Source organism: Nonlabens sp. (assembly GCF_039941875.1).
Lineage (GTDB): Bacteria > Bacteroidota > Bacteroidia > Flavobacteriales > Flavobacteriaceae > Nonlabens.
In genome coordinates, this window is record NZ_JBDVDQ010000023.1 from 88295 (window position 1) to 113077 (window position 24783).

The window sequence follows — 24783 nt, forward strand, 5'->3', positions numbered from 1 at the left end:
TTAAATCAAATTGAGTTTATAACTCATATAACCTTTAGAGAGTAGAAATATCTTCTCGTAGTTAGGTACACGTATACGAGCATTTCTAATTTCTTTAGAAGGAGTGCGTTCTAATCGAGTAAGAAGTCTTCTATAATAAGTATAAGCCGTGTAAACTCCTAATTTTGCTTCTATAGGAAGTCTTTGAATACCTTTAAGACCTGCATCAAAATCTTCCTTTATTTCCTGAATTAGTCTAGCTTTATCCTCTTCACTTAGATCGTGAAGATCAGTGTTTGGGAAATAGCTTCTTTCTAACGTATCAAGGTCTGCTTTAAGATCTCTTAAGAAGTTTACTTTTTGAAAAGCACTACCTAGTCTCATAGCATCATCTTTAAGATCGTTGTATTGTTCCATATCACCTTTTACAAAGACCTTTAAAGACATAAGTCCTACCACGTCTGCGCTACCATAGATGTAATTTCTATATTCTTCGTCAGTTAAATAAATAGATTTATCTAGGTCTAGACGCATACTGTGAATAAAAGCACCATACATATCTGGCGTGATATCGTATTTATTAACTGTTTCTTGAAACGAGTTAAGAATAGGGTTTAAGCTAATCTTATCATCGATAGCCCTTTTTACATCTTCTTCAAAACGATCTAATAACGTGCGTTTATCATAATCGTGAAAGGTGTCCACGATCTCGTCTGCAAATCTTACAAATCCATAAATATTATGAATATCCTGACGTATGCTAGGTCCTAACATTTTACTAGCTAGTGAGAATGAGGTGCTGTAATTATGTGTGACAGCTCTACTACATTCCCTTGAAACTTTATCGAATAAACTTTTCATTATTGGTCATTTTTTTTAATAAGTTCAGCGGCTAGTTTTCCAGATATAAGTGACGGTGGCACTCCAGGACCTGGTACTGTTAACTGACCTGTGAAATAAAGATTTTTAACTTTGCGACTTCTTAAATTAGGTCTAAGAAAAGCAGTTTGTAATAAGGTGTTTGCCATTCCATAAGCATTCCCTTTGTAACTATTATACTCTGATATAAAATCGTTGACACAAAATGATTCCTTAAATATAATATGATCTGTTACATTTTGTTCTGTTCTCAACTCAAATCTTTTCATGATTTTATTGAAATACTCTTCTCTTAATTCTGGAGTATCTTTTAAATCTGGCGCTAACGGAATAAGAAAAAAGCCATTTTCACAACCTTCTGGTGCTGTAGAAGGATCTGTTAAAGAAGTGAAATTTGCATAAAACAATGGCTCTTCTGGCCACTTAGGATCTTCATAGATCTCATTTGCATGTTGAGTAAAATCAGTATCAAAGAATAAATTGTGATGATCTATATTCTTTAACTTCTTATCAAAACCTACATAAAAGATCAATGAGCTAGGAGCAAAAGTCTTTTTATCCCAGTATGATTCAGAGTACTGTCTGTGTTTTTTAGGCAATAGTGTTTCAGAGTGGTGATAGTCAGCACCAGAAAGTACGATAGGATAAAGGTGTTTTTGTCCTTTAGTAATTAATCCTTCTACTCTTCCTTTATCATCAACTAGAATTTCTTCTATAGGACTCTCTGTTTTAATTACTACACCTAAGTCTTCTGCAAGTTTTTTCATTGCTAGAATAACTTCATACATACCACCTTTAGGATGCCATGTACCTAGACCAAAGTCTGCATAGTTCATGAAGTTATAAAAACTAGGTGTGTTTTGTGGGGTCGCCCCTAGAAATAAAACAGGGAATTCTAAAATACTAATTAACTTAGGATTAGTAAATTTCTTTCTTACATCCTTAGAAACGTTACCTATAAAAGCACCTACTTTTTGTGCAGTTTGTGGTGTTATCAATTCAAGTGGAGATTCTCCCGGTCGATAAACTAGATTTTTAATAGCTATCTCGTAGTTTTCCTCAGCCTTTGACATAAACTGTTGTAAAGGTTTTGAACTACCTTTTTCTACTTTTTCAAAAGTAGATTTAATGTCTTCTAGATTATCTGCTATTTCAATTTTATCATCCTCAAAAACTACAGAGTATGCAGGGTTAAGTTTATCTAGCTGATAAAAATCAGATGGTTGCTTATTAAAATCTGCAAAGAATCTCTCAAATATATCTGGCATCCAGTACCATGATGGACCTATGTCAAAGGTGAAACCATCCTTAACAAGTCTACGTGCTCTACCGCCTACCGTGTCATTCTTTTCATACATGGTAACCTCATAACCATCTCTTGCGAGATAACAAGCTGCTGCAAGTGATGAAAACCCAGACCCTATAACTGCTACTTTGTTCATGCTTCTACTAATTGAGGTATATTATTAATAACGTCTGATATGCCTTTAAAGACTTTATGATTATCAGATAACTGTTCTGATTTTATTTTTTGAGCCATTTGTCCTAAGATCCAAAGTTCTATATCGCTATCTCGATTTACTTTGCGGTTAAATCTCTTTAAGAATGATGGCAACTCTTTTTCTACTGGTTGTACAGTTACGTAGGTTATATACGTAGGAGTGACACCTTTGTTTTTAAAGAAAGGTAAATCGTCTAATATCATACTGGCACCTAGGTAAATAGTTTTATTACCTCTTTTTAACAACTCATAATTTAAGAATAACAAGCCTAAATCATGCATTTCGTTTTCAGGTAGAAAGAGAACATAAACACTGTCGCTATCATTTTTAGATCGATATTGTACTTTCTCTAAATTGATAAGAACCTTTTGTTTAATCAAATGACTGATAAAATGTTCATGAGCAATGTTGATAGTTTTAGACTGCCATAAGAAACCTAATTCTTCTAAAAAAGGGATGAACAATTCATAAAAAACACCTGTAAAACCTACCTCTTGCAGCACAGAGTCATATACTCTACTGAACATGGTCTGATCAAAGTTAACCATCGCAAGTTTTAACTCTTGTATAGCATGATCATTTTTATTGTTTCTTATGGCTAGATTGCGCACCTGAGTCTCAATATCACTACTAGTTAAACTAGCTATAGTAGAAATTTTAATACCAGCATTTTTAAGATAACTCACGTTTAAAATCTTGCGCAATGCACTAAGATCATAAGTTCTTATATTAGTTTCAGTTCTATCTGGTTCTAATAAATTGTATCGTTTTTCCCAAATTCGTATGGTGTGAGATTTGATTCCACTCAAATTCTCTAGGTCTTTAATACTGAACTTACTTTTTATCAAAACAAATTTGTTTACTTATTACTCGGTAAAGTTAAACAAAATTAGTTATCATGAACTAAATTGATATTTAATTAACTAATAAACTATTTGCTTGATAAACTTTATACAGTCTATTTTCTTGTTTTTCTAGCTTTTACATATGTCTATTTTATGACGCATAAAAAAGCACCTTACTTAAGTATAAGGTGCTGTGTTGGTTTTGTATTCGCTTTCGCGAAAGCGTAACTCAATTAATAACTATGGTCATCTAATTGTACTTTTCCGGCAAAAGTTTTATATACAAAGAAGGTGTAACCTAGTACTAAAGGTGTTCCTATGGCTACCATGGTAAGACTTATGCCTAGTGATTTATCTGAAGAGGCTGCGTTATATATAGTGATACTATTTGCAGGGTCTATGGTTGAGTAGAGCAATGTAGGATAAAGCTCTATCGCAACGAGTGCCATCATCAATGAAATCGTTAATGCAGAAAAGAAAAATGCAATCTTAAAACGTTTTTTATGTGCTAGTCTAGGAATGTTTGCAATACTTAAAAAAGTAAGTACAGGAAATATAAATAGAATTGGGCTTGCCTTAAAATCGTCTGATAGATGAGGTATGTAGATAAGAGTATATAGTGTGGTTAATACAAAGAAAACTATAAATAGTATAATTCCCTTTTTAAGTAGTCCTTCTAGTTTATCAAAAAGTTTCCCTTCTGTTTTAAGTAACAAATAAATGGCACCATGTGACATGAATAAAAATAATGTGGTAAAACCAGTAATAATAGCATACGGATTTAAGAAACCTAAAAAGGGACTACCATCATACTCTAAGTCAGGACCTATAGGTATACCTTGTAATACATTACCTAGAACCACGCCCAATAAAAATGCGAGCATAATACTACTGACACTATAGGCAATGTCCCACATCTTACGCCACCACAACATTTTTTCCTTACTACGGAATTCTATCGCGATAGCTCTAAAAATGATGAACATTAAAAAGAGCATAAATGGAATGTATAATCCAGAGAAGAACGTAGCATACATCACAGGGAATCCTGCAAATAAAGCGCCACCACCTATTACTAGCCATACCTCGTTCCCGTCCCAGACCGGACCTACTGCGTTAAGTGCTATACGTCTACTGTGTTCTTTCTTAAAGAATAAATGCCATGCACCAGCACCGAAATCAAATCCATCCAATATGGCATATCCTGAAAAAACACCACCTACAACAAGGTACCATAGTGTTGGGTAATCTATACCTAGTAAAGTTTCCATATTTATGCGTTTAAGGTGTTTGCTACTTCGTTGGTGAGTTCTTTTGTAAGTGGACGGTCGTTATCTATTTCACTTTCGTCATAGGGACCATGTTTAATCTTTTTAGTTAATAGGTATAAGAATAAGAAAAGCAACAGTGCATAAACCACAAAGAATAATATAAGAGAAAATAGAATTTGATTTGCGGTAACGGCTTGTGAAAAAGCCTCAGAAGTTTTTAAGTGTCCGTAAACCACCCAAGGTTGTCTACCCATCTCTGCTGCAAACCAGCCTACTTGATTTCCTAATTGTGCTAGGATAACAGAAAAAACAAAGGTTTTTAAAATCCATTTTTTATCAAACAGTTTACCTCGCCACCACAAATAACATGCGTATAAAGTGAGTGCTATAAAGAACATTCCTATAGCTATCATGATATGGTAAAATTGGAAAACAGCATTTATCTGTCCTGGACGCTCATCTTCTGGAAAAGCATTAAGGCCTGTAATAGGTGCTTCAAAGTCTTGATGAACTAAAAAGGATAAACCACCAGGTAGTTTTAGTCCTGTTACTTCTTGAGTTTCATTATCCACCCAGCCGAATAGGTATAAATCTGCAGGAGCATTTTTATCATAATGCCCTTCCATAGCAGCAAGTTTAGCTGGTTGATTTACCGCAACTCCGTCTGCAGAGCTGTGTCCGGTTACTAATTGTGCTAGAGAAAATATAGTAGCGACACCTAGAGCTATTTTAAATGCCATTTTTGATATCTCTACATATCTTCCTTTTATTAAATAATAAGCATGAACACTTAATACCAGAAAGGCGCCAGCTAGAAATGCTGCAAACCAGGTATGTGTTAATCTATCTATACTAGAGGGATTAAAAACCATAGCCCAAAAGTCTGTAATTTCTGCACGTGCTGTGAGTCCTTCTCCAACGATGTGATAGCCAGCAGGAGTTTGTTGCCAGCTATTTGCTACCACTATCCATACGGCAGAGAACATGGAGCCTAAAAAAACTCCTATGGTAGAGACTAAGTGAACCCAAGGTTTTACTCGATTCCATCCAAAAAGGAGAATACCTAAAAAGCCGCTTTCTAGGGCAAAGGCAAAAATACCTTCGGCAGCGAGTGCGCTTCCAAAAATATCACCTACATATCTAGAGTACGTTGCCCAGTTCGTACCGAATTCAAATTCCATGACTATTCCTGTAACCACACCGATACCAAATGTTAATGCAAATATCTTAGTCCAGAATTTTGCTAAGATGTGATACTTTTCATTTTTAGTTCGTATCCATAGGCTTTCCATGATAACCATAATTAATCCCAAACCTATACTGAGCGGTGGGTATATGTAATGGAAAGAAATGGTGAAGGCGAACTGGATTCTAGCAAGAATTTCTGTATCCATGGTAATTTGTTTTATCCTAACAAAAATAAAGCATGGATTCCACTTTATGGGTAACCTATGTTACAAAGGTTATAGGTTAAAGCAAGTTTGTTCGGTGATGAATTTATCGAATCCAGTAAGGAGTGTTTAAGACGTTTTAAGCGTTTTATTCAGATATGTTACTCTTATTTACTATGTCTGTCTAATTTGTGTTTTAGAGTCTCTCAAGTGTTTTGAGATTACTTTCTTAGCATTAAGAGAAATAGAGATGTTTGTGTTTGATCTTAAAGCAATGAAGAAATAGTCTTAAAATTCAAAAGCTAGATAACATAAATATTATCTAGCTTTTGTGTTGTACCTGGAATGGGACTTGAACCCACACGTACAAAGTACACACGGCCCTCAACCGTGCCTGTCTACCAATTTCAGCACCCAGGTAAATAAAAAAAGTCCTTAATAAATTAAGGACTTTCTCGTTAACAATTGTTGTGATCTGGCTGGGGCTCGAACCCAGGACCCTCTCCTTAAAAGGGAGATGCTCTGCCAACTGAGCTACCAGATCTTCGTGTTAGCGGCTGCAAATATACCGCTTTTTATTTGTTCCAACCTAATTTTTTTTAGATTATTTTTAAAAAATCTTATTTTTAATTTAAAAAATACAAAAAATGGCGCTTAAAATAATCTTATTAGGATACATGGGGTCGGGAAAATCAACTGTAGGTCAGTGTCTTGCGAGCGATCTTTCTTTTGATTTCTTAGATTTAGATTTAGAAATAGAAAAAGAAGAAAAAATTAAAGTTTCTGAAATTTTTCAGACGAAAGGTGCAATTTACTTCAGAAAGAAGGAGAAAGAAGTTTTGGAAAAATTAATGAGTTTAGATAAAAACATGGTTTTATCATTAGGTGGTGGTACACCATGTTATTTTGATTCTATGAATTATCTGAATAATCTAGAAGAAGTAAAAACGGTTTACTTAGATATTCCTATACCTATATTATCTGATAGGTTGATGAGGGAGAAAGATCAAAGACCTCTTCTTAAGAATGTAAATTCAGAAGAAGAGATGTTAGAGTTTATAGGAAAGCATTTATTTGAACGTAGACCATTCTATAATCAGGCCGGTTTAAAAATAAAAGTAGGTGAAGAAACTGCAAAGCAAGTTGCACAGCAAATAGCGGCTAGTTTATTCTAGCATCACACTAAATGGCTTTTTTTCTAACTGTACTTCTATATGTTCTTCTATAGTAGTAGATAGAGAGAGGCCTTTAAAATCTGCTTTTACTGGATACTTCTTGTGATTTCTGTTTACTAATACAGCTGTCTTTAAACGATCTAGTGGTACATTTAAGAAATGCTTTACAGCATATATTAAAGTAGTACCGCTATTAAGGACATCGTCACAAATAATAACCCCTTTGTTTTCATAGTCACTAGTCGGTATACTGGTTTGAATAGCGGCAAGTGGGTTGGTTTTATCTATGGTGACTTTGCATAGAATAATCTCTGTGTCTATAATTTTAGATAAGGCTTTTTTTAGCTCTTTTGCAAATGTATAACCACCGCCTACTATTCCTGCTAGAATAATGCGGTCGTGACTTAAATATACTTCGGCTATTTGATAAGCAATTCTTCTTATTTTATGCTGTACCTGGTTATGGTCTAGAATTTCATTTTTAATCATTTCTTTTTCATATTTATTAGGAGTTCCTTTCCTTTTCTAGAATCTTCTGATGTTAGGCATCGATTCATTTCAATAATATCAAATTTATTTTCAAACAACTTGATATATTCTTCTTTATTTCCTGTGTATGGCGGTTCTGTTCTTTGAGAATCAAAATCAAATAGGACACCTTTTACATGACCGTTCTCAGTTAATAGATCATGACTTTTTTCTATATAGCTTTCGCGAAAGCGAGGTTCTAAAGCACAAAAGAACGTTTGTTCTAATATTAGATCATATTTCCCAGTGTGTTGAAAGAAATCATTTTGCACCGTTTTAATATTATTATTAAGTTCAAACTGCTTTTTAATCGACTCTAAAGGCTGGCTAGCAATATCGAGTACAGTTACATTTGTAAAACCTGATTCTATTAAATAGATCGCTTCATAAGAATTACCAGCTCCTGGAATTAATATTTTACTATTCTTGTCAAGCAAATTATTTATAATGTAAGTAAGAGGTAAGGATGGGTGGCCTAGATCCCAACCGGTAGAGTTGTTCTTATATCTGTCTTCCCAGTAATTTTTACCGTGCTTCATTCTTCTTCCTCTTGATTTAAGACATTAGTTAAATCTCTACGATCCTTTTTAGTAGGTCTTCCTTCTCCTTTAATTCTGTAATAATCCTGATTTAGGGCTATGAGTTTCTTTGCGTCAAAGTTTTCTTGAGGAGTGCGATCTAGTCTATATAGGTTAACAATTTTGTTGCCGACACGGCTGTCTGGTAGGTCTAAGACCTCTACCTTATATTCTATTTGATCTTTACGCAATTGAATTATATCGCCAGGATATACATCTCTAGCAGGTTTTACGATAGAGTCATTTACTCTAATACGACCTTTCTTTGCGGCATCTGTAGCCTTACTTCTGGTCTTATAGTATCGTACACTCCATAAATATTTGTCTACTCGCATAAGAAGCTTTGTTATTAAACGTTATCACATCACTACAAAAATAGTTGAAAATACTATCTTTGATCGCTTTAAAAAATGATGATGAAAAAAATTAAGTATTTATTCTCTTTTCTTGCAATAGGAATGGTATTGATCTCTTGTGGGTCTGACGATGATAATGGTGTTGTAATAAGAGATAGGAACGAGGTGTATATAGAAGATCTTGCAGAGTTGCAAGAGTATTTAAATACTCATTTTTATAACTATGAAGAATTTGCAACAAACCCAGCTGGTGCAGATTTTAATATTGTTTTTGACACCATTGCAGATGCAAATGCTGGTAAAACACCACTTGCTAGCCAGGTGAATTCTAGGGTTTTAACTAGAGATGGTATAGATTATACTTACTTTACTTTAAATGTACGTCAAGGTGGTGGTGCTCTACGTCCTACGTTTGCAGATAGTACTTTAGTTTCTTATGAAGGATTGTTGTTAGATAACAGTGTGTTTGATGGTTCTATCAACTCTATATGGTTTGATTTACCAGGAGCAAGTGCTTTCGGTGGAGTGGTAGATGGTTTTGCAGCTGGTGTTACAGAATTAAATGAAGCTACTAATATTACTGCAAATGTAGATGGAACTTTTTCTTATACAGATTCTGGTGTAGGAGCGGTATTTATGCCTTCTGGATTAGGTTATTTTAGTACTTCTCTAACTGGTATACCTGCGTATTCTCCTATTATTTTTACTTACCAATTGAGAAAAGTTAATTTTTCAGATCATGATGGTGATGGAATTCTATCTCTTTATGAAGATCTAGATGGAGATTTAGATTTACAATCTCCTGATGATAGAGATAATACTAATGAAGATTTAATAGGTGGTTTTAATTATCTAAATATAGATGATGACGGAGATGGAGTACCTACTATTTTTGAGAACCCAGATCCTAACGGTGATGGTGACCCTAGCGATGCAGAAGATCTAGATGGTGATGGGATTCCAGGTTATTTAGATTCTAATGAAGTAAATATCGATATAGATGGTGATGGTATCCAGAATAGATTTGAAGGTCCAGATCCTAACGGTAATGGTAGTCCTGATGATGCACTAGATACAGATAGTGATGGTATCCCAGATTATCTAGATGATGACGACGATGGTGATGGTATACCTACAGCTCTAGAAAATGCAGATCTTAATGGTAATGGTAATCCAGATGACGCTTTAGATTCTGATGGTGATGGTATCCCTGATTATCTGGATGCAGATTCATAGAGAATAGATCTTTATAATACTTGGAAAAAGGAGCTTCGTTTAAAATGAAGCTCCTTTTTTTATTTTAGTGTATTTGTGATTTTCGCAAATTATATTTCTTTAGCCTTTGTTTATTGCAAATATTAATGTGATAATCACTATAAGTTTGATTTATGAAATCACAACTTATGAAAGCTTTTTTTATCACTACCATTGCTATACTAGCTGCATGTTCCTTATCTGCTCAAGATTATTACGATTATAAAGAGTTGGATACCCTAGAGTCTTATTTAGAGAATTCATTTTTAAAAATAGGTGTAGGTTACTGGATGCCTAATGGAGAGTTATCTCAATTTATTGACAATTCACCTCTGTTTGAATTGGCTTACGTTGTTCCAGACTCAAACAAGAATAGGTCTTTTGAAATAGGGATACAGCTAGCTGTACCACAGCAAAAAGAGTTTTTTTTAATAACAGATGGAATAGAGCAATTTGAGGTAGAAGCTACATCTATTGTAAATGGTTATTTAAAATTTAATAAGTATTTCTTTAAAAAGCCGAATAGTAAGCTGGGTTTAGGGATCGCTTTAGGAATAGCTTCCATATTTGTAGATCCTCTAGACGCTGCAGGAGCACAATCGTTAGATTATGATAGTGTCAATTCTGTTTTAGTAGCACCAGGTCTATTTTTGGATCATACTTTTAACGATGATTCTATGGTCCAATTTTCTATAGATGTTCAGTACACGCCATTTAAGATGGAAAGAGCAGTAACTAGAGATTTAAACTCGTTTACAGTAGTTCCTAAAATTGCTTATCGTTTTTAAAATAAAGCAAATAAAAAAGAGTCTTTAAAGTAATATTAAAGACTCTTTTGATTTATGAGTGTAAGTAGATTACTTTCTTTTAATCACCGCTTCAGCTTTAAGCGCGATGTTTTCAGCATTTAATCCATACTTTTCTAGTAGTTGTGCTGGTGTTCCACTCTCACCAAAAGTATCGTTAGTCGCAACAAATTCTTGTGGAGTAGGGTGGTTAAGAGATAAAGTTCTCGCAACACTTTCACCTAGACCACCTAAGAAGTTATGTTCTTCAGCAGTTACTACACAACCTGTTTTCTTAGCAGATTTGATTACTGCTTCTTCGTCTAGAGGTTTGATCGTGTGAATATTAATCACCTCTGCACTTATTCCTTTTTCGTTAAGAGCTTTTGCAGCTTCTAGCGCTTCCCATACTAAATGTCCAGTAGCGATAATAGTTACATCAGTTCCTTCTTGTAGTAAGACAGCTTTTCCTATTTTAAACTCTCCATTTTCTGGAGTGAAGTTAGCTACCTTAGGACGACCGAATCTTAAATAAACCGGTCCGTGGTGTTCAGCAATAGCTAGAGTTGCCGCTTTAGTTTGATTATAATCACAAGTATTGATTACTGTCATGCCTGGTAGCATTTTCATCAAACCTATATCTTCAAGAATCTGGTGTGTTGCACCATCTTCACCTAGCGTTAATCCAGAGTGAGAAGCACATATTTTTACATTCTTGTCAGAGTAAGCGATACTTTGTCTGATCTGGTCATATACACGACCAGTAGAAAAGTTTGCAAACGTACCAGTAAAAGGTATTTTACCACCTATAGTCATACCAGCAGCCATTCCCATCATATTAGCTTCGGCAATACCTACTTGGAAAAAACGCTCTGGATGATTATTTGCAAAAGCATTCATTTTAAGCGATCCAGTAAGGTCTGCACAAAGTGCTACTACGTTTTCGTTTTTTTGTCCTAGTTCAGTAAGTCCATCTCCAAATCCGGATCTTGTGTCTTTACTTCCTGTGTTTTCGTAAATTTTCATATCTAAAATCTGCTGGGCAGATGCTCTTTTAAATTAATAGTCGCCTAAGGTTTCTGGATTTTGTCTTAATGCCTCAGCAAGTTGCTCGTCATTAGGAGCAATTCCGTGCCATGCATGAGATCCCATCATAAAGTCTATTCCATTACCCATTTCTGTGTGTAATAAAATACATATAGGTTGCTTTTTACCTGTAAGAGTAAGAGCTTCTTTAATACCTGCAAGAACTGCGTCTACGTCGTTACCTTTTGTAACCGTAACTACTTTCCACCCAAAGGCTTCAAATTTTCCTCTTAGATCACCTAGAGCTAGTACCTGGTCTGTACTACCGTCTATTTGCTGTCCGTTTACATCGATAGTAGAAATAAGGTTATCTACATTGTTTGCCGCAGCATACATAGCAGCTTCCCAGATCTGACCTTCTTGTAACTCACCATCACCGTGTAAAGTAAAGACCGTTTTTGTATCTCCGTTTAATTTCTTTACAGCAGCGGCACCTATAGCAACACTCATTCCTTGACCTAAAGAACCACTTGCTATACGCACACCAGGTAAACCTTCATGTGTAGTTGGGTGACCTTGTAATCTTGTGTTTAACTTTCTAAAAGTACTTAGCTCTTCTACAGGAAAATATCCCGATCGAGCTAATACACTATAGAAAACTGGAGAAATGTGACCGTTTGATAAGAAGAATAAATCTTCATTAACACCATCCATATTAAAAGATGGGTCGTGATCCATAACCTCGTTGTATAGAGTTACTAGAAATTCTGTGCAACCTAGCGATCCACCTGGGTGTCCACTACTTACGGCGTGTACTTGTCTAACGATATCGCGACGTACTTGCGTTACTAAATCTTTTAAGTGCTGTGTATCAGCCATTTTGGAGTTTTTAAATGATCCTTCAAAAATAAGACTATTGACTTATAACACGGTTTATTACTTTAGGCAGTTATTAACGATATGATGGGTTTTGTGAACAATAGAACGTAAATATGTAAAAAGTAAGGTTATTATAAGGTAGATAATAGGCTGGATGTTGTTCTCGCTTTCGCGAAAGCGAAACATATCAAAAACTCTTAACGCTTAATTCTTAACTCATAACTAACAAATAGTATCTTTGCCGTTCATGAAATTTGATTTACTACAAAACGATCCAAAGAGTCAGGCGAGAGCTGGAGTAATCCACACTGACCATGGGAAAATAGAGACGCCTATTTTTATGCCGGTAGGTACGGTAGGTACAGTTAAAGGAGTTCACCAGCGTGAGCTAGAACAAGAGGTTAATCCAGATATAATTTTGGGTAATACCTATCACTTGTACTTGCGCCCTGGAACTGATATTCTAGAAAAAGCTGGCGGGCTGCACAAGTTTATGAATTGGGATAGACCTATTCTAACAGATTCTGGTGGTTACCAAGTGTATTCTTTGAGTTCCAATAGAAAAATAAAAGAAGAAGGTGTAAAGTTTAAATCTCACATTGATGGCTCTTACCATACGTTTACTCCTGAGCGTGCGATGGATATACAACGCAGCATAGGTGGAGATATAATCATGGCTTTTGATGAGTGTACACCTTATCCTTGTGACTATAATTATGCACGCCGTAGTATGCATATGACACATAGATGGTTAAAGAGATGTATCACTCGTTTTAACGAGACGCCAGATCTTTATGGACACAAGCAAACACTTTTCCCTATTGTACAAGGTAGTACTTATATAGATTTAAGAAAACAAAGTGCCGAGGCTATTGCTGCAACAGAACAATTTGGTAATGCCATAGGTGGACTGTCTGTAGGTGAGCCTGCTGAAGAAATGTACGCCATGACTGAAGTGGTTACGGCTATTTTACCTAAAGAAAAGCCACGGTACCTTATGGGTGTAGGTACGCCTATTAATTTATTAGAAAACGTTGCGTTAGGTGTAGACATGTTCGATTGTGTAATGCCTACTCGTAATGGTCGTAATGGTATGATCTTTACGGCTCACGGTACTATGAATATGAAGAACAAGAAGTGGGAAGAAGATTTTTCTCCACTAGATCCTGCAAATTATGCATGGGTAGATACGGCTTATACTAAGGCTTATGTGCGTCATCTATTCACAGTTAATGAAATGTTAGGTAGGCAAATTTGTACCATACACAATCTTTCTTTCTATTTATGGTTAATGAGAGAGGCGCGCAAGCATATTCTTGCTGGTGATTTCTCTACGTGGAAGGATAAAATGGTAAAACAATTAGATAACAGACTCTAGTGTTAAGTATATTAGATAAATACATATTAAAAAGGTACTTAGGTGCATTCTTGCTGTTACTGGCATTGTTTTTACCTATTATGGTAACAGTGCACATTGCAGAAAAGGTGGGTAAAATCATAAGTAAGGATGTCCCTGCTGGTGAGGTTTTTGTGTACCTGTTAGATTTTACTGTGTATTTTTCTAACTTCTTATTTCCATTATTTCTCTTTATTTCTACCATGTTTTTTACATCAAAACTGGCGATGAATACAGAGATAATTGCTTTTTTGAGTTCAGGAGTTTCTTTTAACAGATTTTTACGTCCTTATATAATAGGTGCGAGTATAGTCTGTGTGGGAGCGTTGATTTTCAGTGCTGTATTTGTGCCAGACTCTGCCGCAGGGTTTAATGAGTTTCAATACAAATACTTTAAACGTGGTGGTGATAAAAAAACGACCAATGTTTTTAGACAAATCAATGATAACGATTACATTTATGTAAGTAATTATCAGTCTTCTAGTCAGACAGGTTTTGATTTTACACTAGAACATTTTGAAGAGGATGAGTTGAAGTATAAAATCTATGCCAACCGTATAAAGTTTAAGGATAGTACTTACACTTTAAGTGGTTACAAGAAAAGAATCATTCTTGAAAATGGCGAGAAGATAGAACGTGAACAAAAGAAAGACACGCTCTTTGATTTTGACATTGCAGAACTTACACCGTCAGAATACATAGCAGAAACCTATCAATACTCTAAGCTCAATGAATTTATTGAGTTAGAAGAAAAGCGTGGTAATGCAAATATGAATATTTACTATGTAGAGAAGTACAAGCGTACTTCTATACCGGTAAGTGCTTTTATCTTTACCATAATAGCAGTAGCAGTTTCATCTGTTAAGAAGCGTGGTGGTATGGGGATTAACCTTGCTATAGGTATAGTCATAGCGATGACTTACGTTTTTCTAGATAAAGTATTCGGTACGATAGCTGAGAAAAGTACATTTGATCCATGGATAGCCGTATGGTTTCCTAATATATTCTTTGCTATAGTAGCACTTTTCCTGATAAGAAATGCGAGACGATAAATTACTCAATTACCTACACTTACATCTTATAGTATTTATCTGGGGTTTTACCGCAGTTCTAGGTGCGTTAATAAGTATAGAATCTATACCACTAGTATGGTGGCGTATGAGTATTGCAGTGGTACTTATATTTATCTACATGCAATGGAAAAGAATTCCATTACAGCTAGTAGGTAAAGGAGCTTTACCGCGTAAACGTATTCTAGGTTTTTTACTCGCCGGTGTGGTAATAGCTTTACACTGGGTGACTTTCTTTGGTGCTATAAAAGAATCTAATGTTTCTGTAACACTCGCTATGTTGAGCATGGGAGCATTTTTTACTGCTTTGCTAGAGCCTATATTTACTTCTAAGAAATTTGTATGGTACGAGCTTATCTTTGGAGCAGTAATCATAGGAGCCTTGTATTATATATTCCAGATAGAGACGGAGTATGTGACTGGTATGATTTTAGGATTGATAAGTGCTTTTTTAAGTGCTGTATTTTCTATTATGAATGTGAAATGGGCAAAGGATCATCCACCATCGTTGATATCATTTTATGAATTGTCTAGCGGTGTGGTATTACTATCTACCTTTTTTATATTCCTGCCAGTAGATTTTGTACTACCTACAGCGCTTACTCAAATGGACTGGTTGTGGTTAGGTATTCTTGCTTCGGTATGTACAGCTTACGCTTTTATTGCAAGTGTAAAGGTGATGAAGGTACTGAGTGCTTATACCGTTATGTTAACCACAAATTTAGAACCAGTTTATGGAATTTTTCTAGCTTTTCTTATTCTAGGAGATTCTGAAGAAATGACGCCGCAATTCTATATAGGTGCCTTAGTTATTCTAGCGGTAATCATTAGCAATGGAATATTGAAAACGCGACTAGCTAAGAAATAGATATTATTTAAAGATATACGCAGGCAGTATTCGTTTCTAGTAGAAGGCTTTATGTGTTTAGTGAATTTTGAGCTGAATTTTTTACGTAGAGTTGTTCCGATTTAATTAAAGAATTCATTACTATTTTAAATCGTTTTGAAATTTTTTGTTTTAAAGTTTAAATATCTTTAAATCAGTTTTTTAGTGTGTTTTTTTGTAGCGTAGCGATGATGATTATTTTGGAATAAGGGACAGTTTCAAAATCAATTAGACGTATACTTCAACTCATATCACTATATTTGTTGACCCAAAATATGAATTCCCTAATATGGAGTATTTAGAATTTGAATTACCGATTAAAGAGCTGGAAGAAAAGCTTCAGCAAACACTAGCAATAGGACAGGAAAGTGATGTAGATGTTAGTGCAACCATTAAACAAATAGAGAAAAAGCTTAAAGCAACTCGCAAAGATATATATGCTAACCTTACAGCGTGGCAACGTGTGCAAATGTCACGTCATCCTAGCCGTCCATATACCTTAGATTATATAAAAGCTATATGTGGTGATACGTGGTTAGAACTACATGGAGATCGCAATGTTAAAGATGACAAAGCGATGATAGGTGGTCTAGGTAAAATAGGTGAGCAAAGTTTCATGTTCATAGGTCAGCAAAAAGGTTTTAACACAAAGACACGTCAGTACCGCAACTTCGGTATGGCAAATCCAGAAGGTTACCGCAAAGCACTTAGATTAATGAAAAGTGCCGAGAAATTTGGTGTGCCTGTCGTAGCATTAGTTGACACTCCAGGAGCTTATCCAGGTCTAGAAGCTGAAGAGCGTGGGCAAGGTGAGGCTATTGCAAGGAATATTCTTGAAATGACACGTCTTAAAGTACCTATCATCGTTATGATTATAGGTGAAGGAGCAAGTGGTGGAGCACTAGGTATAGGTGTAGGAGATAAGGTAGTTATGTTAGAAAATACATGGTACTCTGTAATCTCACCAGAATCTTGTTCTTCTATTTTATGGAGAAGCTGGGAATACAAAGAAAAAGCAGCCGATGCTCTTAAACTGACATCAACTGATATGAAAAAGTTGAAGTTAGTAGATGAGATCTTACGCGAGCCACAAGGTGGTGCACATAAAGATAGAGATACTATATTTAAATCTGTTGCAGACTGTATTTTAAGACAGTATGACGACCTTAAAGATCTAGACTCAAAAGAGTTAGTAGAGAGTCGTATGGATAAATATGCAAACATGGGTGTTTATAAAGGTTAATGCACCTTCTGAATACCTTATTACATCATAAAGCTACAAAGTTATATTTATAATTTTGTAGCTTTTTTAACCGCTTGTTTTTAATTTTAAAGTCAAAAGACTTATCAACTTAACAAGCGTATTTTAAATCAATAATTATTTTTTGGTAGTAGTGAAGTTTGCTAGCTTTCAAAAAACAATCGTGGTTATCAACATGTTATGAACGTGTTTTTTGGTGCGATTGTTGACTACCTTATCATAACCCTATTCTAATAACCTTTATTTAAAACCTACTTTTGAGTTCTATGGAAAAAATTCAAGCACGCGCTAATAATGTATCAGGAAACACCTCTGTTGTCACCCTAGAGAAAGGTAAAATACCGCCTCAAGCAGTTGATTTAGAGAAAGTTGTGATAGGAGCGTTGATGATTGATGGAAAAGGAGTAGATGAGGTTATCGACCTGCTGTCTCCAGATGTTTTTTATCAAAAAAGCCATCAATTTATCTTTGAAGCCATTGATTTACTCTTTAAAGAAGGAAAACCAGTCGACTTATTAACCGTTAGTGCTCAATTGCGTAAAATTGAAAAACTAGAGGCTGCTGGTGGTGACCATTATCTAGTACAGTTATCTCAATTAGTAAGTTCTACAGCTCACATAGAATTTCACGCAAGAATTATTCTTCAAAAATTCATACAGCGCAGTCTAATTAAGATTTCTACAGAGATTATAAATGAGTCGTATGAAGAGTCTACAGACGTATTTGATTTACTTGATAAAGCAGAATCAAAACTATACGAGGTAACGCAGGGTAACATAAGAAAAAGTACAGAAACTGCCATGGACTTAGTACGTCAGGCAAAAGAACGTATTGAAGAAATAGCAAATCGTGATGGTCTGTCTGGTATTCCTACTGGTTTTACAGATCTAGATCGATTAACGAGTGGATGGCAGCCGTCAGATTTAATTATTATTGCTGCACGTCCAGGTATGGGTAAAACAGCATTTACCTTAAGTATGGCTCGTAATGTTGCTGTAGGTAGTAATATACCAGTAGCATTTTTCTCTCTAGAGATGAGTTCGGTACAGTTAATTACACGTTTAATTTCTTCAGAAACTGGACTAAGTTCAGAAAAACTTAGAACAGGAAAGTTAGAAGCGCATGAGTGGGAACAGTTAAACGTAAAGGTGAAAGATCTAGAACGTGCTCCTATTTTTATCGATGACACACCATCGCTTTCCATCTTTGACCTGCGTGCAAAATGTAGAAGACTTGCCTCCCAATATGGTATCAAATTAATCATGATTGATTACCTGCAGTTAATGACGGCGCAAACAGGTGCCAAAGGTGGTAACCGTGAACAAGAAATATCAACTATCTCGCGTAACCTTAAAGCACTAGCTAAGGAACTTTCTGTGCCAGTAATTGCACTATCACAACTGTCTCGTGCGGTAGAATCTCGTGGTGGGTCTAAACGTCCATTACTATCTGACCTGCGTGAATCTGGAGCGATCGAGCAAGATGCAGATATTGTATCCTTTATCTATAGACCAGAATATTATGGTCTAGAAGAATGGGATGATGACGACCGCAGCCCGACTAAGGATCAAGGTGAATTTATAGTAGCAAAACACCGTAACGGTGCGACGGACTCTATACGTTTAAAGTTCTTGGGTCAGTTCGGTAAGTTTGATAACCTCGATCAGTTTTTTGGAGCTCCAGAAGAATTTGGTTCTAAAATGAATGCCGCAAACGACGATACCTTTAAACCAGATGCATTTGACTCTCCTAAGGCTGCAAGTCCTGGAGATGCTTTTGATATCCCTAATGACGACATGCCTTTCTAGTTCTAAGACTTGGTTTAATTATTGCTTTACATCTCGTTTTCAATCCTTATATTAGTGCACTACTTTTATAATTTAGAAATTTGTGGGTTATAATTCCGCTTTCGCGAAAGCGAGATCACAATAATTATCAAGAATGTTAAAAAGATATTTTTTACTGTTATTACTATGTGCAAGTGGGCTATTTGCACAGGCACAATATTTATTTATCCCAATGGATGCAGACACACAGTCGGACCATTTAAAGGCCTATGGGATTTCTTATTGGGTACTTTCTAAAGGGACCAAAGTGAAGTGGTTGCTCAACTATCGTGGTGGTTCTTTTCTCGTACCTAACGTGCAAGAGATTAAAAACGAGCTGATAGTGAGAGGTGTAAGTTATGAAGAAATGTCTGAGGCAGAGGTAAGTTCTATCCTAGAACTAGTCGCCAGTCCATCGCAAAATATGCAAGAAGTCTTGCTAGAAAAAGCACCTAAAATAGCTGTTTATACTCCTGACGGTAAATTGCCTTGGGACGATGCGGTAACCATGGTACTTACCTATGCAGAGATACCGTATACAAAGGTATATGATGAAGAAGTACTGTCCGACGAGCTGTTGTTGTACGACTGGTTGCACCTGCATCATGAAGATTTTACTGGTCAGTATGGTAAATTTTACCGCAATTATAGAGCGGCACCATGGTATATAGAAGAAAAGAAAAAGGCTGAAGAACTAGCACAAAAATTAGGTTACAATAAAGTAAGTGAAGAAAAGAGAGATGTAGCTCTTAAAATTAGAGATTACGTAGTAGGTGGTGGTTTTATGTTTGCGATGTGTAGTGCAACAGACAGTTTTGACATAGCACTAGGTGCCGAAGGTGTCGATATTGCAGAGCCTATGTTTGATGGCGATGCAAGTGAGGCTGGTTATCAAAATAAGATAGACTATTCTAAGACGTTTGCTTTTACCGATTATAAACTAGAGCGCTCTCCTATGGTGTATGAATTTAGCTCTATAGACATGACTACAAAGCGTGATATTAAAAGAGAGTTAGATTACTTCTCTTTAATGGATTTTAGCGCAAAATGGGATCCTATTCCTACCATGTTAAATCAAAATCACACCAGTCTGGTTAAAGGTTTTATGGGGCAAACCACTAGTTTTTATAGACCTGAAGTAAAGAAGAATGTACTCGTTCTAGGAGAAAATAGGGCCAACAAAGAAGCAAAATACATACATGGAATACGCGGTAAAGGATTCTTTACCTTTTACGGTGGTCACGATCCAGAAGATTACCAGCATAGAGTAGGAGATCCACCTACAGAATTAAGTTTGCATCCTAACAGTCCAGGATATCGCTTGATATTAAATAATGTATTGTTCCCTGCCGCTAGAAAGAAGAAGCAGAAGACTTGATGGCTTTGAATTATGTATATCAATATAAAGACCACTTAGGTAACGTGAGACTCTCATATAAAAACACCAGCACAATAGGCGTTAATCTGCAAATCGTAGAAGAGAATAACTACTATCCTTTTGGACTTGAACATAAAGGGTACGGACCAGCAAGTACATCAAACCATCCCTACAAATTCGGTGGAAAAGAATTTAATGAAGAGCTTGGACTCGATTGGTACGATGTCTCAGCTCGGAATTACGATCCTGCTCTTGGTCGTTGGATGAATATTGATCCGTTGGCTGAATTGATGAGGCGTCACAGTCCGTATAACTATGCATTTGATAATCCAATTCTATTTTTAGACCCAGATGGTATGCAAATAGATATTTCTGATATATTTGAAAATTCGGAGAATCTAGCAAATGGAATACAATTATTATTGGATTTATCTGAATTGACTGGGTTGTCATTAAGTTATAACAGTAGTGGTGGGAAATTAGATTATTTAAAAAATGAAGATGGATCAGCCGTTACAAATTACGCAGATGGTGTAACATTAGGAAGTAATACTGCTAGAAACCTTCTGACTGATTCAATTGATGACGAATCGGTTATTAAAGTTGAAAGAAAAGATCTTTATGGTTCAAACTTCACTCCTTCAACTAATACTATGAAATTAGATTATAGGCAAATAGATTCACAATCCTCAACAACTTCATCTGGTTTGTATCATAAAACAGCTGGATATGGTATGACCTTTCTTCATGAATTAGGACATGCTGATTCTAACGGTAATCTTAAAGATACAAATGGATCTAATTTTGGTGGGAATATGATTCAGATGAACAAAATAAGATCTGAACTAGATGTAAACCCTCTCAATAGAGTATTGTCAGGAGGAGATCAATTTGGACAAAGAGCTAGTTATACTGGTAGTTATGCGATTAATCCTAATGATAAGTTAGCCGGAAATCTATATGATACAAAAGCAAGGGTAAAATTTACGATTCTTAATTCTCGAGGAAAGAAAAAAAATAAAGGCCTAATAACTAGGAAGAACCAAATTATTAATACAAACTAGTATGAAGCTTTCAAAGATTTTTTATTTTTTTATTTTTTTATTTTTTTTATGTAATTGTAGGTCTTCTCGTTTTGAAGAGAAACCTTCAGTAGTTTTAGAAATTGTAAGTTTGGTTAAAACTCTAGAAATAGCTAAGAAACTTCTTCCTAAAAGCAATGATATAATTTCTATTAAATTGAATAATTCTCAATTAGAAAAATGTATGTTCAAGCGTTATTTGGAAAACAGTAACTTTGAAAATATACTGAATGAGGATTGTAATGATAGTCTTAAATCTAGAATTAAAGTTTTGGATGTAGGTTATAGCAAATATTCAGATAGTAATAATAATAATAATCTTATATTGTATATTTCAGAGATTATAGATGAAGATAAACGTGGACTGTTATTACAATCAATTCAAGATCAGGTTTTAGTCTCAGAAGAGGTATTTATCTTAATTCAACTTGATAGCAATAACAAATTCCAATCTATTTTAGAAAAGCATATAATGTATTAAATAAGTAGAGGTAATGTAGTAAACTAGGTCATATACAATTTTGAGAAATTAAGTCATTGAAAACCAGTAATCAAAATATATTTTGATTACTGGTTTTTATCGTTTATGGATACATTGATTAAAGACAAACTTCTTTAGTAGGCTTAAAATAAGGGTTTGTTAAAGCTCTACACAATAAGAGTTAAGAGAGATAAAGGAAAGTTAGAGATAGCTTTCCCCTGCTGGCGCGAGTATTCACGACGGCTAGTGCTAGTTTGTAACTAGTACCGAGCATGAGTGAAAAGGTTAAAGAAAAAGGAAAGCTAATTACAGCTTTCCTTTTTTATAATTAAATCAAGATAGGTAAGAATCTATACTATTGATTTATCTAGATCTAGTAGTTGTTGTGCTTTAACGAGCCCTTGATGGAACAATTCTTCAGTAACATCTGTTTTGTAAAACGGAATCATTTGTTGTAGTTTTTCTACGCATTTAGGGTCTTCTACTATTTCTGGAAATGCTTTTTCTAGAACATCTAGCATTATTTTTACCGATGTAGATGCTCCTGGAGAGGCACCTAGTAGGCAAGTAATACTACCGTTTTTACTAGAGATTACTTCTGTACCAAATTGTAGTTGTCCGCCTTTATAATCGTCTTTCTTAATTATTTGAACGCGTTGTCCGGCAACTTTATATTCCCAGTCCTCATTTTTTGCATTTTTATAGAATTTTCTCAAATCATCCATACGGTCATCAAAGGACATGGAAACTTGGTGGATTAAATATTGGGTAAGAGGTAGGTTGTCCCAAAAGGTATCTAACATAGGTTTTATGTTATCTGTTTTAATGGATTTGAAGAGATCTAGATAAGAGCCTTTCTTTAAAAACTTAGGGCTAAAACCAGCAAATGGTCCGAAGAGCAACTCGCGTTTCCCATTCACATACCTAGTGTCTAGATGCGGTGTACTCATAGGTGGGTCGTTAGGTCCTGCCTTAGAATATACTTTACCTAAGTGTTGTTTTATAATTTCTTCATTTTTACAGACCAGCCATGCGCCACTAACAGGAAAGCCACCATAACCTTCTTTCTCGTCTATTTCTACTTTTTGTAGTAGCAATAAACTACCACCACCTGCACCTATAAATACATGGTGCGCGCTTAAATGTCTCTCGTCACCAGTAACGGTATTCTTTGTAATCACATCCCATTCTATTTCTTTATCAGGATCTACATCTTGTACCTCTTCATTGCAGCTTACTGTAACGCCATATTCATTTTCTAAAATGTCAAATAAATGTCTAGTCAGCGCTCCAAAGTTCATCTCTGCACCACGGTCTATACGTGAGCCTGCCATAATATCGCTAGCATCTCTATCTTCCATAATTAACGGAAACCACTCCTTCATCTTTTCAATAGATGTACTGTATTCTATGGTATTGAACATGAAGTGTTCCTTCATCTTTTTAAATCGATGTTCTAGATATTCTACGTTATCCTTACCATGGACCCAACTATTATGTGGCACAGGATTGATGAAAGATTGAGGGTCTTTAATAAGATTTTGATCTACTAGAAAACTCCAGAATTGCTTAGACATCTCAAATTGAGTGCAAATGTCTATCGCTTTTTTTATGTCTACGTTTCCGTTTTCTTCTGGACAGTAATTAAGTTCGCATAGAGCACTATGTCCAGTACCTGCATTATTCCATGCGGCGCTACTTTCTAATGCTACGTCATCTAGACGTTCTAGAATTAAAATGTTAAGATCTGGTTTTAATATTTTACTTATTAAAGCGAGTGTTGCAGTCATTATACCTGCGCCCACACATATAAGGTCGTAATCTTTGTTTTTCATTTCTTTAGAATATGTTGTTCTAAAGATAGATAATTAGAAGATGTTTTTCCCCTAGAAGTAGATAGATGTTTGTTCCGCTTTCGCGAAAGCAGAATGTCTAAATAAATTGTAAATGGATAGTAAATAAAAAACCCTGATAATCAAAAGATTATCAGGGTTGCAGCGGAGAAGGAGGGATTCGAACCCCCGGAGGTGTGACCCTCGCTGGTTTTCAAGACCAGTGCATTCGACCACTCTGCCACTTCTCCAGTCTCATAAAACAAAAAGCTTTTTGTTTTAGCGGTTGCAAATATATACTTATTCTTTTATAAATCGGCTATTTTTAAAATAAAAAATAGTGTTTTAATTTATATTCATTATTAACGGATTGATAATCAAAAGATTGTAATTAGGTAATTTGTTTAAATAGATGCGGTAGATTCTTAACTTACTTACTTATAAGGATGAAAAAACGTGAAATTTAATTTTTATCGTGTGATAAGCTACTTTCTCCTGTAATAGGGATCACTTTGCCTGTGTATGTAGGTGATTTATCTATATTGAGTTCTATCCATGCTTTTATATTAGCAAGCCATTCTCTTCTAGCAAAATGACTGTTGCCAGGGTATTCACGATTATCTGAAACATAGCCTTGTACATCCAACCCCATTTTTTTTGCGATGTAAACAGCTCGTGGTAAGTGAAATTCTTGGGTAAAAATAATAGCCTTGTCTACTTTAAAAACGTCACGTGCTCTAAACATAGTGTCATAAGTGTCAAAACCTGCATGGTCCAAGAAGATATCTTCGTCTGGTACACCTTTATCATTTAGATAATTTTTCATGGCGTTAACTTCGTCATAGTTTTTCTCGCCATGATCACCGCTCAATAAAAATTTCTTAAACTTTTTATTTTCATAGGCTAGTAGTGCAGCGTCTACACGATCTTGGAGAATAGGAGAAAGTGTTTTGTCTGGTTTTACACTAGCACCTAGAACGATACCAGTATAAGCTGTTTTTAACTCGCTTACATCAGTTTTTATAACCTCTCTCGATGTACGTTTTACATGTAATTGTAAAATAAGTACACCAGCTAGACCTATGATGACACCGAATACTAGAATGTTTAAGAGTCTGCGCAT

Annotated in this window: 23 protein-coding genes and 3 tRNA genes; 11 read left to right on the top strand and 15 right to left on the bottom strand. The window is 35.3% G+C overall.

All coding sequences use genetic code 11. The features are described 5' to 3' along the window. The 7 genes from ABJF08_RS13825 to ABJF08_RS13855 form a co-directional block, all read right to left on the bottom strand. A complete protein-coding gene (locus tag ABJF08_RS13825) occupies nt 1-840 on the bottom strand; it encodes a phytoene/squalene synthase family protein (RefSeq protein WP_348116851.1) in 840 nt (279 codons plus the stop codon). Next, nucleotides 840-2300 (bottom strand): phytoene desaturase family protein, encoded by a 1461-nt coding sequence (crtI, locus tag ABJF08_RS13830; protein WP_348116852.1) that lies wholly within the window; start codon nt 2298-2300, stop codon nt 840-842. The genes ABJF08_RS13825 and crtI overlap by 1 nt, the downstream gene beginning before the upstream one ends. Continuing rightward, nucleotides 2297-3208, bottom strand: a complete 912-nt coding sequence (locus ABJF08_RS13835; protein ID WP_348116853.1) for a MerR family transcriptional regulator — start codon at nt 3206-3208, stop codon at nt 2297-2299. The genes crtI and ABJF08_RS13835 overlap by 4 nt, the downstream gene beginning before the upstream one ends. Nucleotides 3209-3438: 230 nt before the next feature. Beyond that, nucleotides 3439-4476 carry a cytochrome d ubiquinol oxidase subunit II gene (gene cydB / locus ABJF08_RS13840; RefSeq protein WP_348116854.1) on the bottom strand — a complete coding sequence of 346 codons (1038 nt, stop codon included), beginning with the start codon at nt 4474-4476 and terminating at the stop codon, nt 3439-3441. A gap of 2 nt (nt 4477-4478) precedes the next feature. Continuing rightward, the gene (locus ABJF08_RS13845) at nt 4479-5870 is read right to left on the bottom strand and encodes a cytochrome ubiquinol oxidase subunit I (RefSeq protein WP_348116855.1); all 1392 of its coding nucleotides are present in this window, start codon (nt 5868-5870) and stop codon (nt 4479-4481) included. A gap of 334 nt (nt 5871-6204) precedes the next feature. Then, nucleotides 6205-6287, bottom strand: a tRNA-Leu gene (locus ABJF08_RS13850). 51 nt (nt 6288-6338) lie between these two features. Beyond that, nucleotides 6339-6411: transfer RNA gene (locus tag ABJF08_RS13855), tRNA-Lys, on the bottom strand. A gap of 103 nt (nt 6412-6514) precedes the next feature. Here ABJF08_RS13855 and ABJF08_RS13860 point away from each other — a divergent pair. Further along, nucleotides 6515-7042: a shikimate kinase gene (locus tag ABJF08_RS13860; protein ID WP_348116856.1), complete on the top strand. Its 528-nt coding sequence runs from the start codon at nt 6515-6517 to the stop codon at nt 7040-7042. Here ABJF08_RS13860 and ABJF08_RS13865 read toward each other — a convergent pair. From ABJF08_RS13865 to ABJF08_RS13875, 3 genes are read right to left on the bottom strand one after another with little or no spacing between them, the layout of a single operon-like run. Then, nucleotides 7034-7531, bottom strand: coding sequence for a phosphoribosyltransferase family protein (locus tag ABJF08_RS13865; protein ID WP_348116857.1), 498 nt, complete (start codon nt 7529-7531; stop codon nt 7034-7036). The genes ABJF08_RS13860 and ABJF08_RS13865 overlap by 9 nt on opposite strands. Beyond that, entirely contained in the window at nt 7528-8109 is a 582-nt protein-coding gene (locus ABJF08_RS13870) for an SAM-dependent methyltransferase (RefSeq protein WP_348116858.1), read from the bottom strand. Before ABJF08_RS13870 ends, ABJF08_RS13865 begins: the two co-directional genes overlap by 4 nt. Then, on the bottom strand, nt 8106-8483 hold the full coding sequence (locus ABJF08_RS13875) for an RNA-binding S4 domain-containing protein (protein ID WP_348116859.1): 378 nt from the start codon (nt 8481-8483) through the stop codon (nt 8106-8108). Before ABJF08_RS13875 ends, ABJF08_RS13870 begins: the two co-directional genes overlap by 4 nt. Before the next feature lie 81 nt (nt 8484-8564). Between ABJF08_RS13875 and ABJF08_RS13880 the strand changes: the two genes are divergently transcribed. After that, nucleotides 8565-9740: a peptidylprolyl isomerase gene (locus tag ABJF08_RS13880; protein ID WP_348116860.1), complete on the top strand. Its 1176-nt coding sequence runs from the start codon at nt 8565-8567 to the stop codon at nt 9738-9740. A gap of 152 nt (nt 9741-9892) precedes the next feature. Continuing rightward, on the top strand, nt 9893-10546 hold the full coding sequence (locus tag ABJF08_RS13885) for a hypothetical protein (RefSeq protein ID WP_348116861.1): 654 nt from the start codon (nt 9893-9895) through the stop codon (nt 10544-10546). Nucleotides 10547-10615: 69 nt separating this feature from the next. Here ABJF08_RS13885 and ABJF08_RS13890 read toward each other — a convergent pair whose 3' ends face one another. Together ABJF08_RS13890 and ABJF08_RS13895 are read right to left on the bottom strand one after the other, a co-directional pair. Continuing rightward, entirely contained in the window at nt 10616-11569 is a 954-nt protein-coding gene (locus ABJF08_RS13890) for a transketolase family protein (RefSeq protein WP_348116862.1), read from the bottom strand. Between the two features lie 33 nt (nt 11570-11602). Beyond that, entirely contained in the window at nt 11603-12448 is an 846-nt protein-coding gene (locus ABJF08_RS13895; protein WP_348116863.1) for a transketolase, read from the bottom strand. 247 nt (nt 12449-12695) lie between these two features. On the opposite strand from ABJF08_RS13895, the gene tgt reads away from it, so the two are divergent. The 8 genes from tgt (at nt 12696) to ABJF08_RS13935 (ending at nt 21828) form a co-directional block, all read left to right on the top strand. Continuing rightward, nucleotides 12696-13826, top strand: a complete 1131-nt coding sequence (gene tgt / locus ABJF08_RS13900; protein WP_348116864.1) for a tRNA guanosine(34) transglycosylase Tgt — start codon at nt 12696-12698, stop codon at nt 13824-13826. Continuing rightward, nucleotides 13826-14896: an LptF/LptG family permease gene (locus tag ABJF08_RS13905; RefSeq protein ID WP_348116865.1), complete on the top strand. Its 1071-nt coding sequence runs from the start codon at nt 13826-13828 to the stop codon at nt 14894-14896. The genes tgt and ABJF08_RS13905 overlap by 1 nt, the downstream gene beginning before the upstream one ends. After that, nucleotides 14883-15782, top strand: a complete 900-nt coding sequence (locus ABJF08_RS13910) for a DMT family transporter (protein ID WP_348116866.1) — start codon at nt 14883-14885, stop codon at nt 15780-15782. Before ABJF08_RS13905 ends, ABJF08_RS13910 begins: the two co-directional genes overlap by 14 nt. A gap of 307 nt (nt 15783-16089) precedes the next feature. Continuing rightward, nucleotides 16090-17043, top strand: a complete 954-nt coding sequence (locus ABJF08_RS13915) for an acetyl-CoA carboxylase carboxyltransferase subunit alpha (RefSeq protein WP_348116867.1) — start codon at nt 16090-16092, stop codon at nt 17041-17043. 284 nt (nt 17044-17327) lie between these two features. Continuing rightward, complete coding sequence (gene dnaB / locus ABJF08_RS13920) at nt 17328-18869, top strand: replicative DNA helicase (RefSeq protein WP_348116868.1); 1542 nt, start codon at nt 17328-17330, stop codon at nt 18867-18869. Between the two features lie 133 nt (nt 18870-19002). Further along, nucleotides 19003-20265 carry an asparagine synthetase B gene (locus ABJF08_RS13925; protein WP_348116869.1) on the top strand — a complete coding sequence of 421 codons (1263 nt, stop codon included), beginning with the start codon at nt 19003-19005 and terminating at the stop codon, nt 20263-20265. Beyond that, nucleotides 20265-21329 (top strand): RHS repeat-associated core domain-containing protein, encoded by a 1065-nt coding sequence (locus ABJF08_RS13930; RefSeq protein ID WP_348116870.1) that lies wholly within the window; start codon nt 20265-20267, stop codon nt 21327-21329. The genes ABJF08_RS13925 and ABJF08_RS13930 overlap by 1 nt, the downstream gene beginning before the upstream one ends. Nucleotide 21330: 1 nt before the next feature. Continuing rightward, nucleotides 21331-21828 (top strand): hypothetical protein, encoded by a 498-nt coding sequence (locus ABJF08_RS13935; RefSeq protein WP_348116871.1) that lies wholly within the window; start codon nt 21331-21333, stop codon nt 21826-21828. Between the two features lie 350 nt (nt 21829-22178). On the opposite strand, the gene mqo is transcribed toward ABJF08_RS13935, so the two are convergent. The 3 genes from mqo to ABJF08_RS13950 form a co-directional block, all read right to left on the bottom strand. Next, a complete protein-coding gene (gene mqo, locus ABJF08_RS13940; protein ID WP_348116872.1) occupies nt 22179-23663 on the bottom strand; it encodes a malate dehydrogenase (quinone) in 1485 nt (494 codons plus the stop codon). Nucleotides 23664-23826: 163 nt separating this feature from the next. Then, nucleotides 23827-23911, bottom strand: a tRNA-Ser gene (locus ABJF08_RS13945). A gap of 212 nt (nt 23912-24123) precedes the next feature. Next, the gene (locus tag ABJF08_RS13950; protein WP_348116873.1) at nt 24124-24783 is read right to left on the bottom strand and encodes an ElyC/SanA/YdcF family protein; all 660 of its coding nucleotides are present in this window, start codon (nt 24781-24783) and stop codon (nt 24124-24126) included.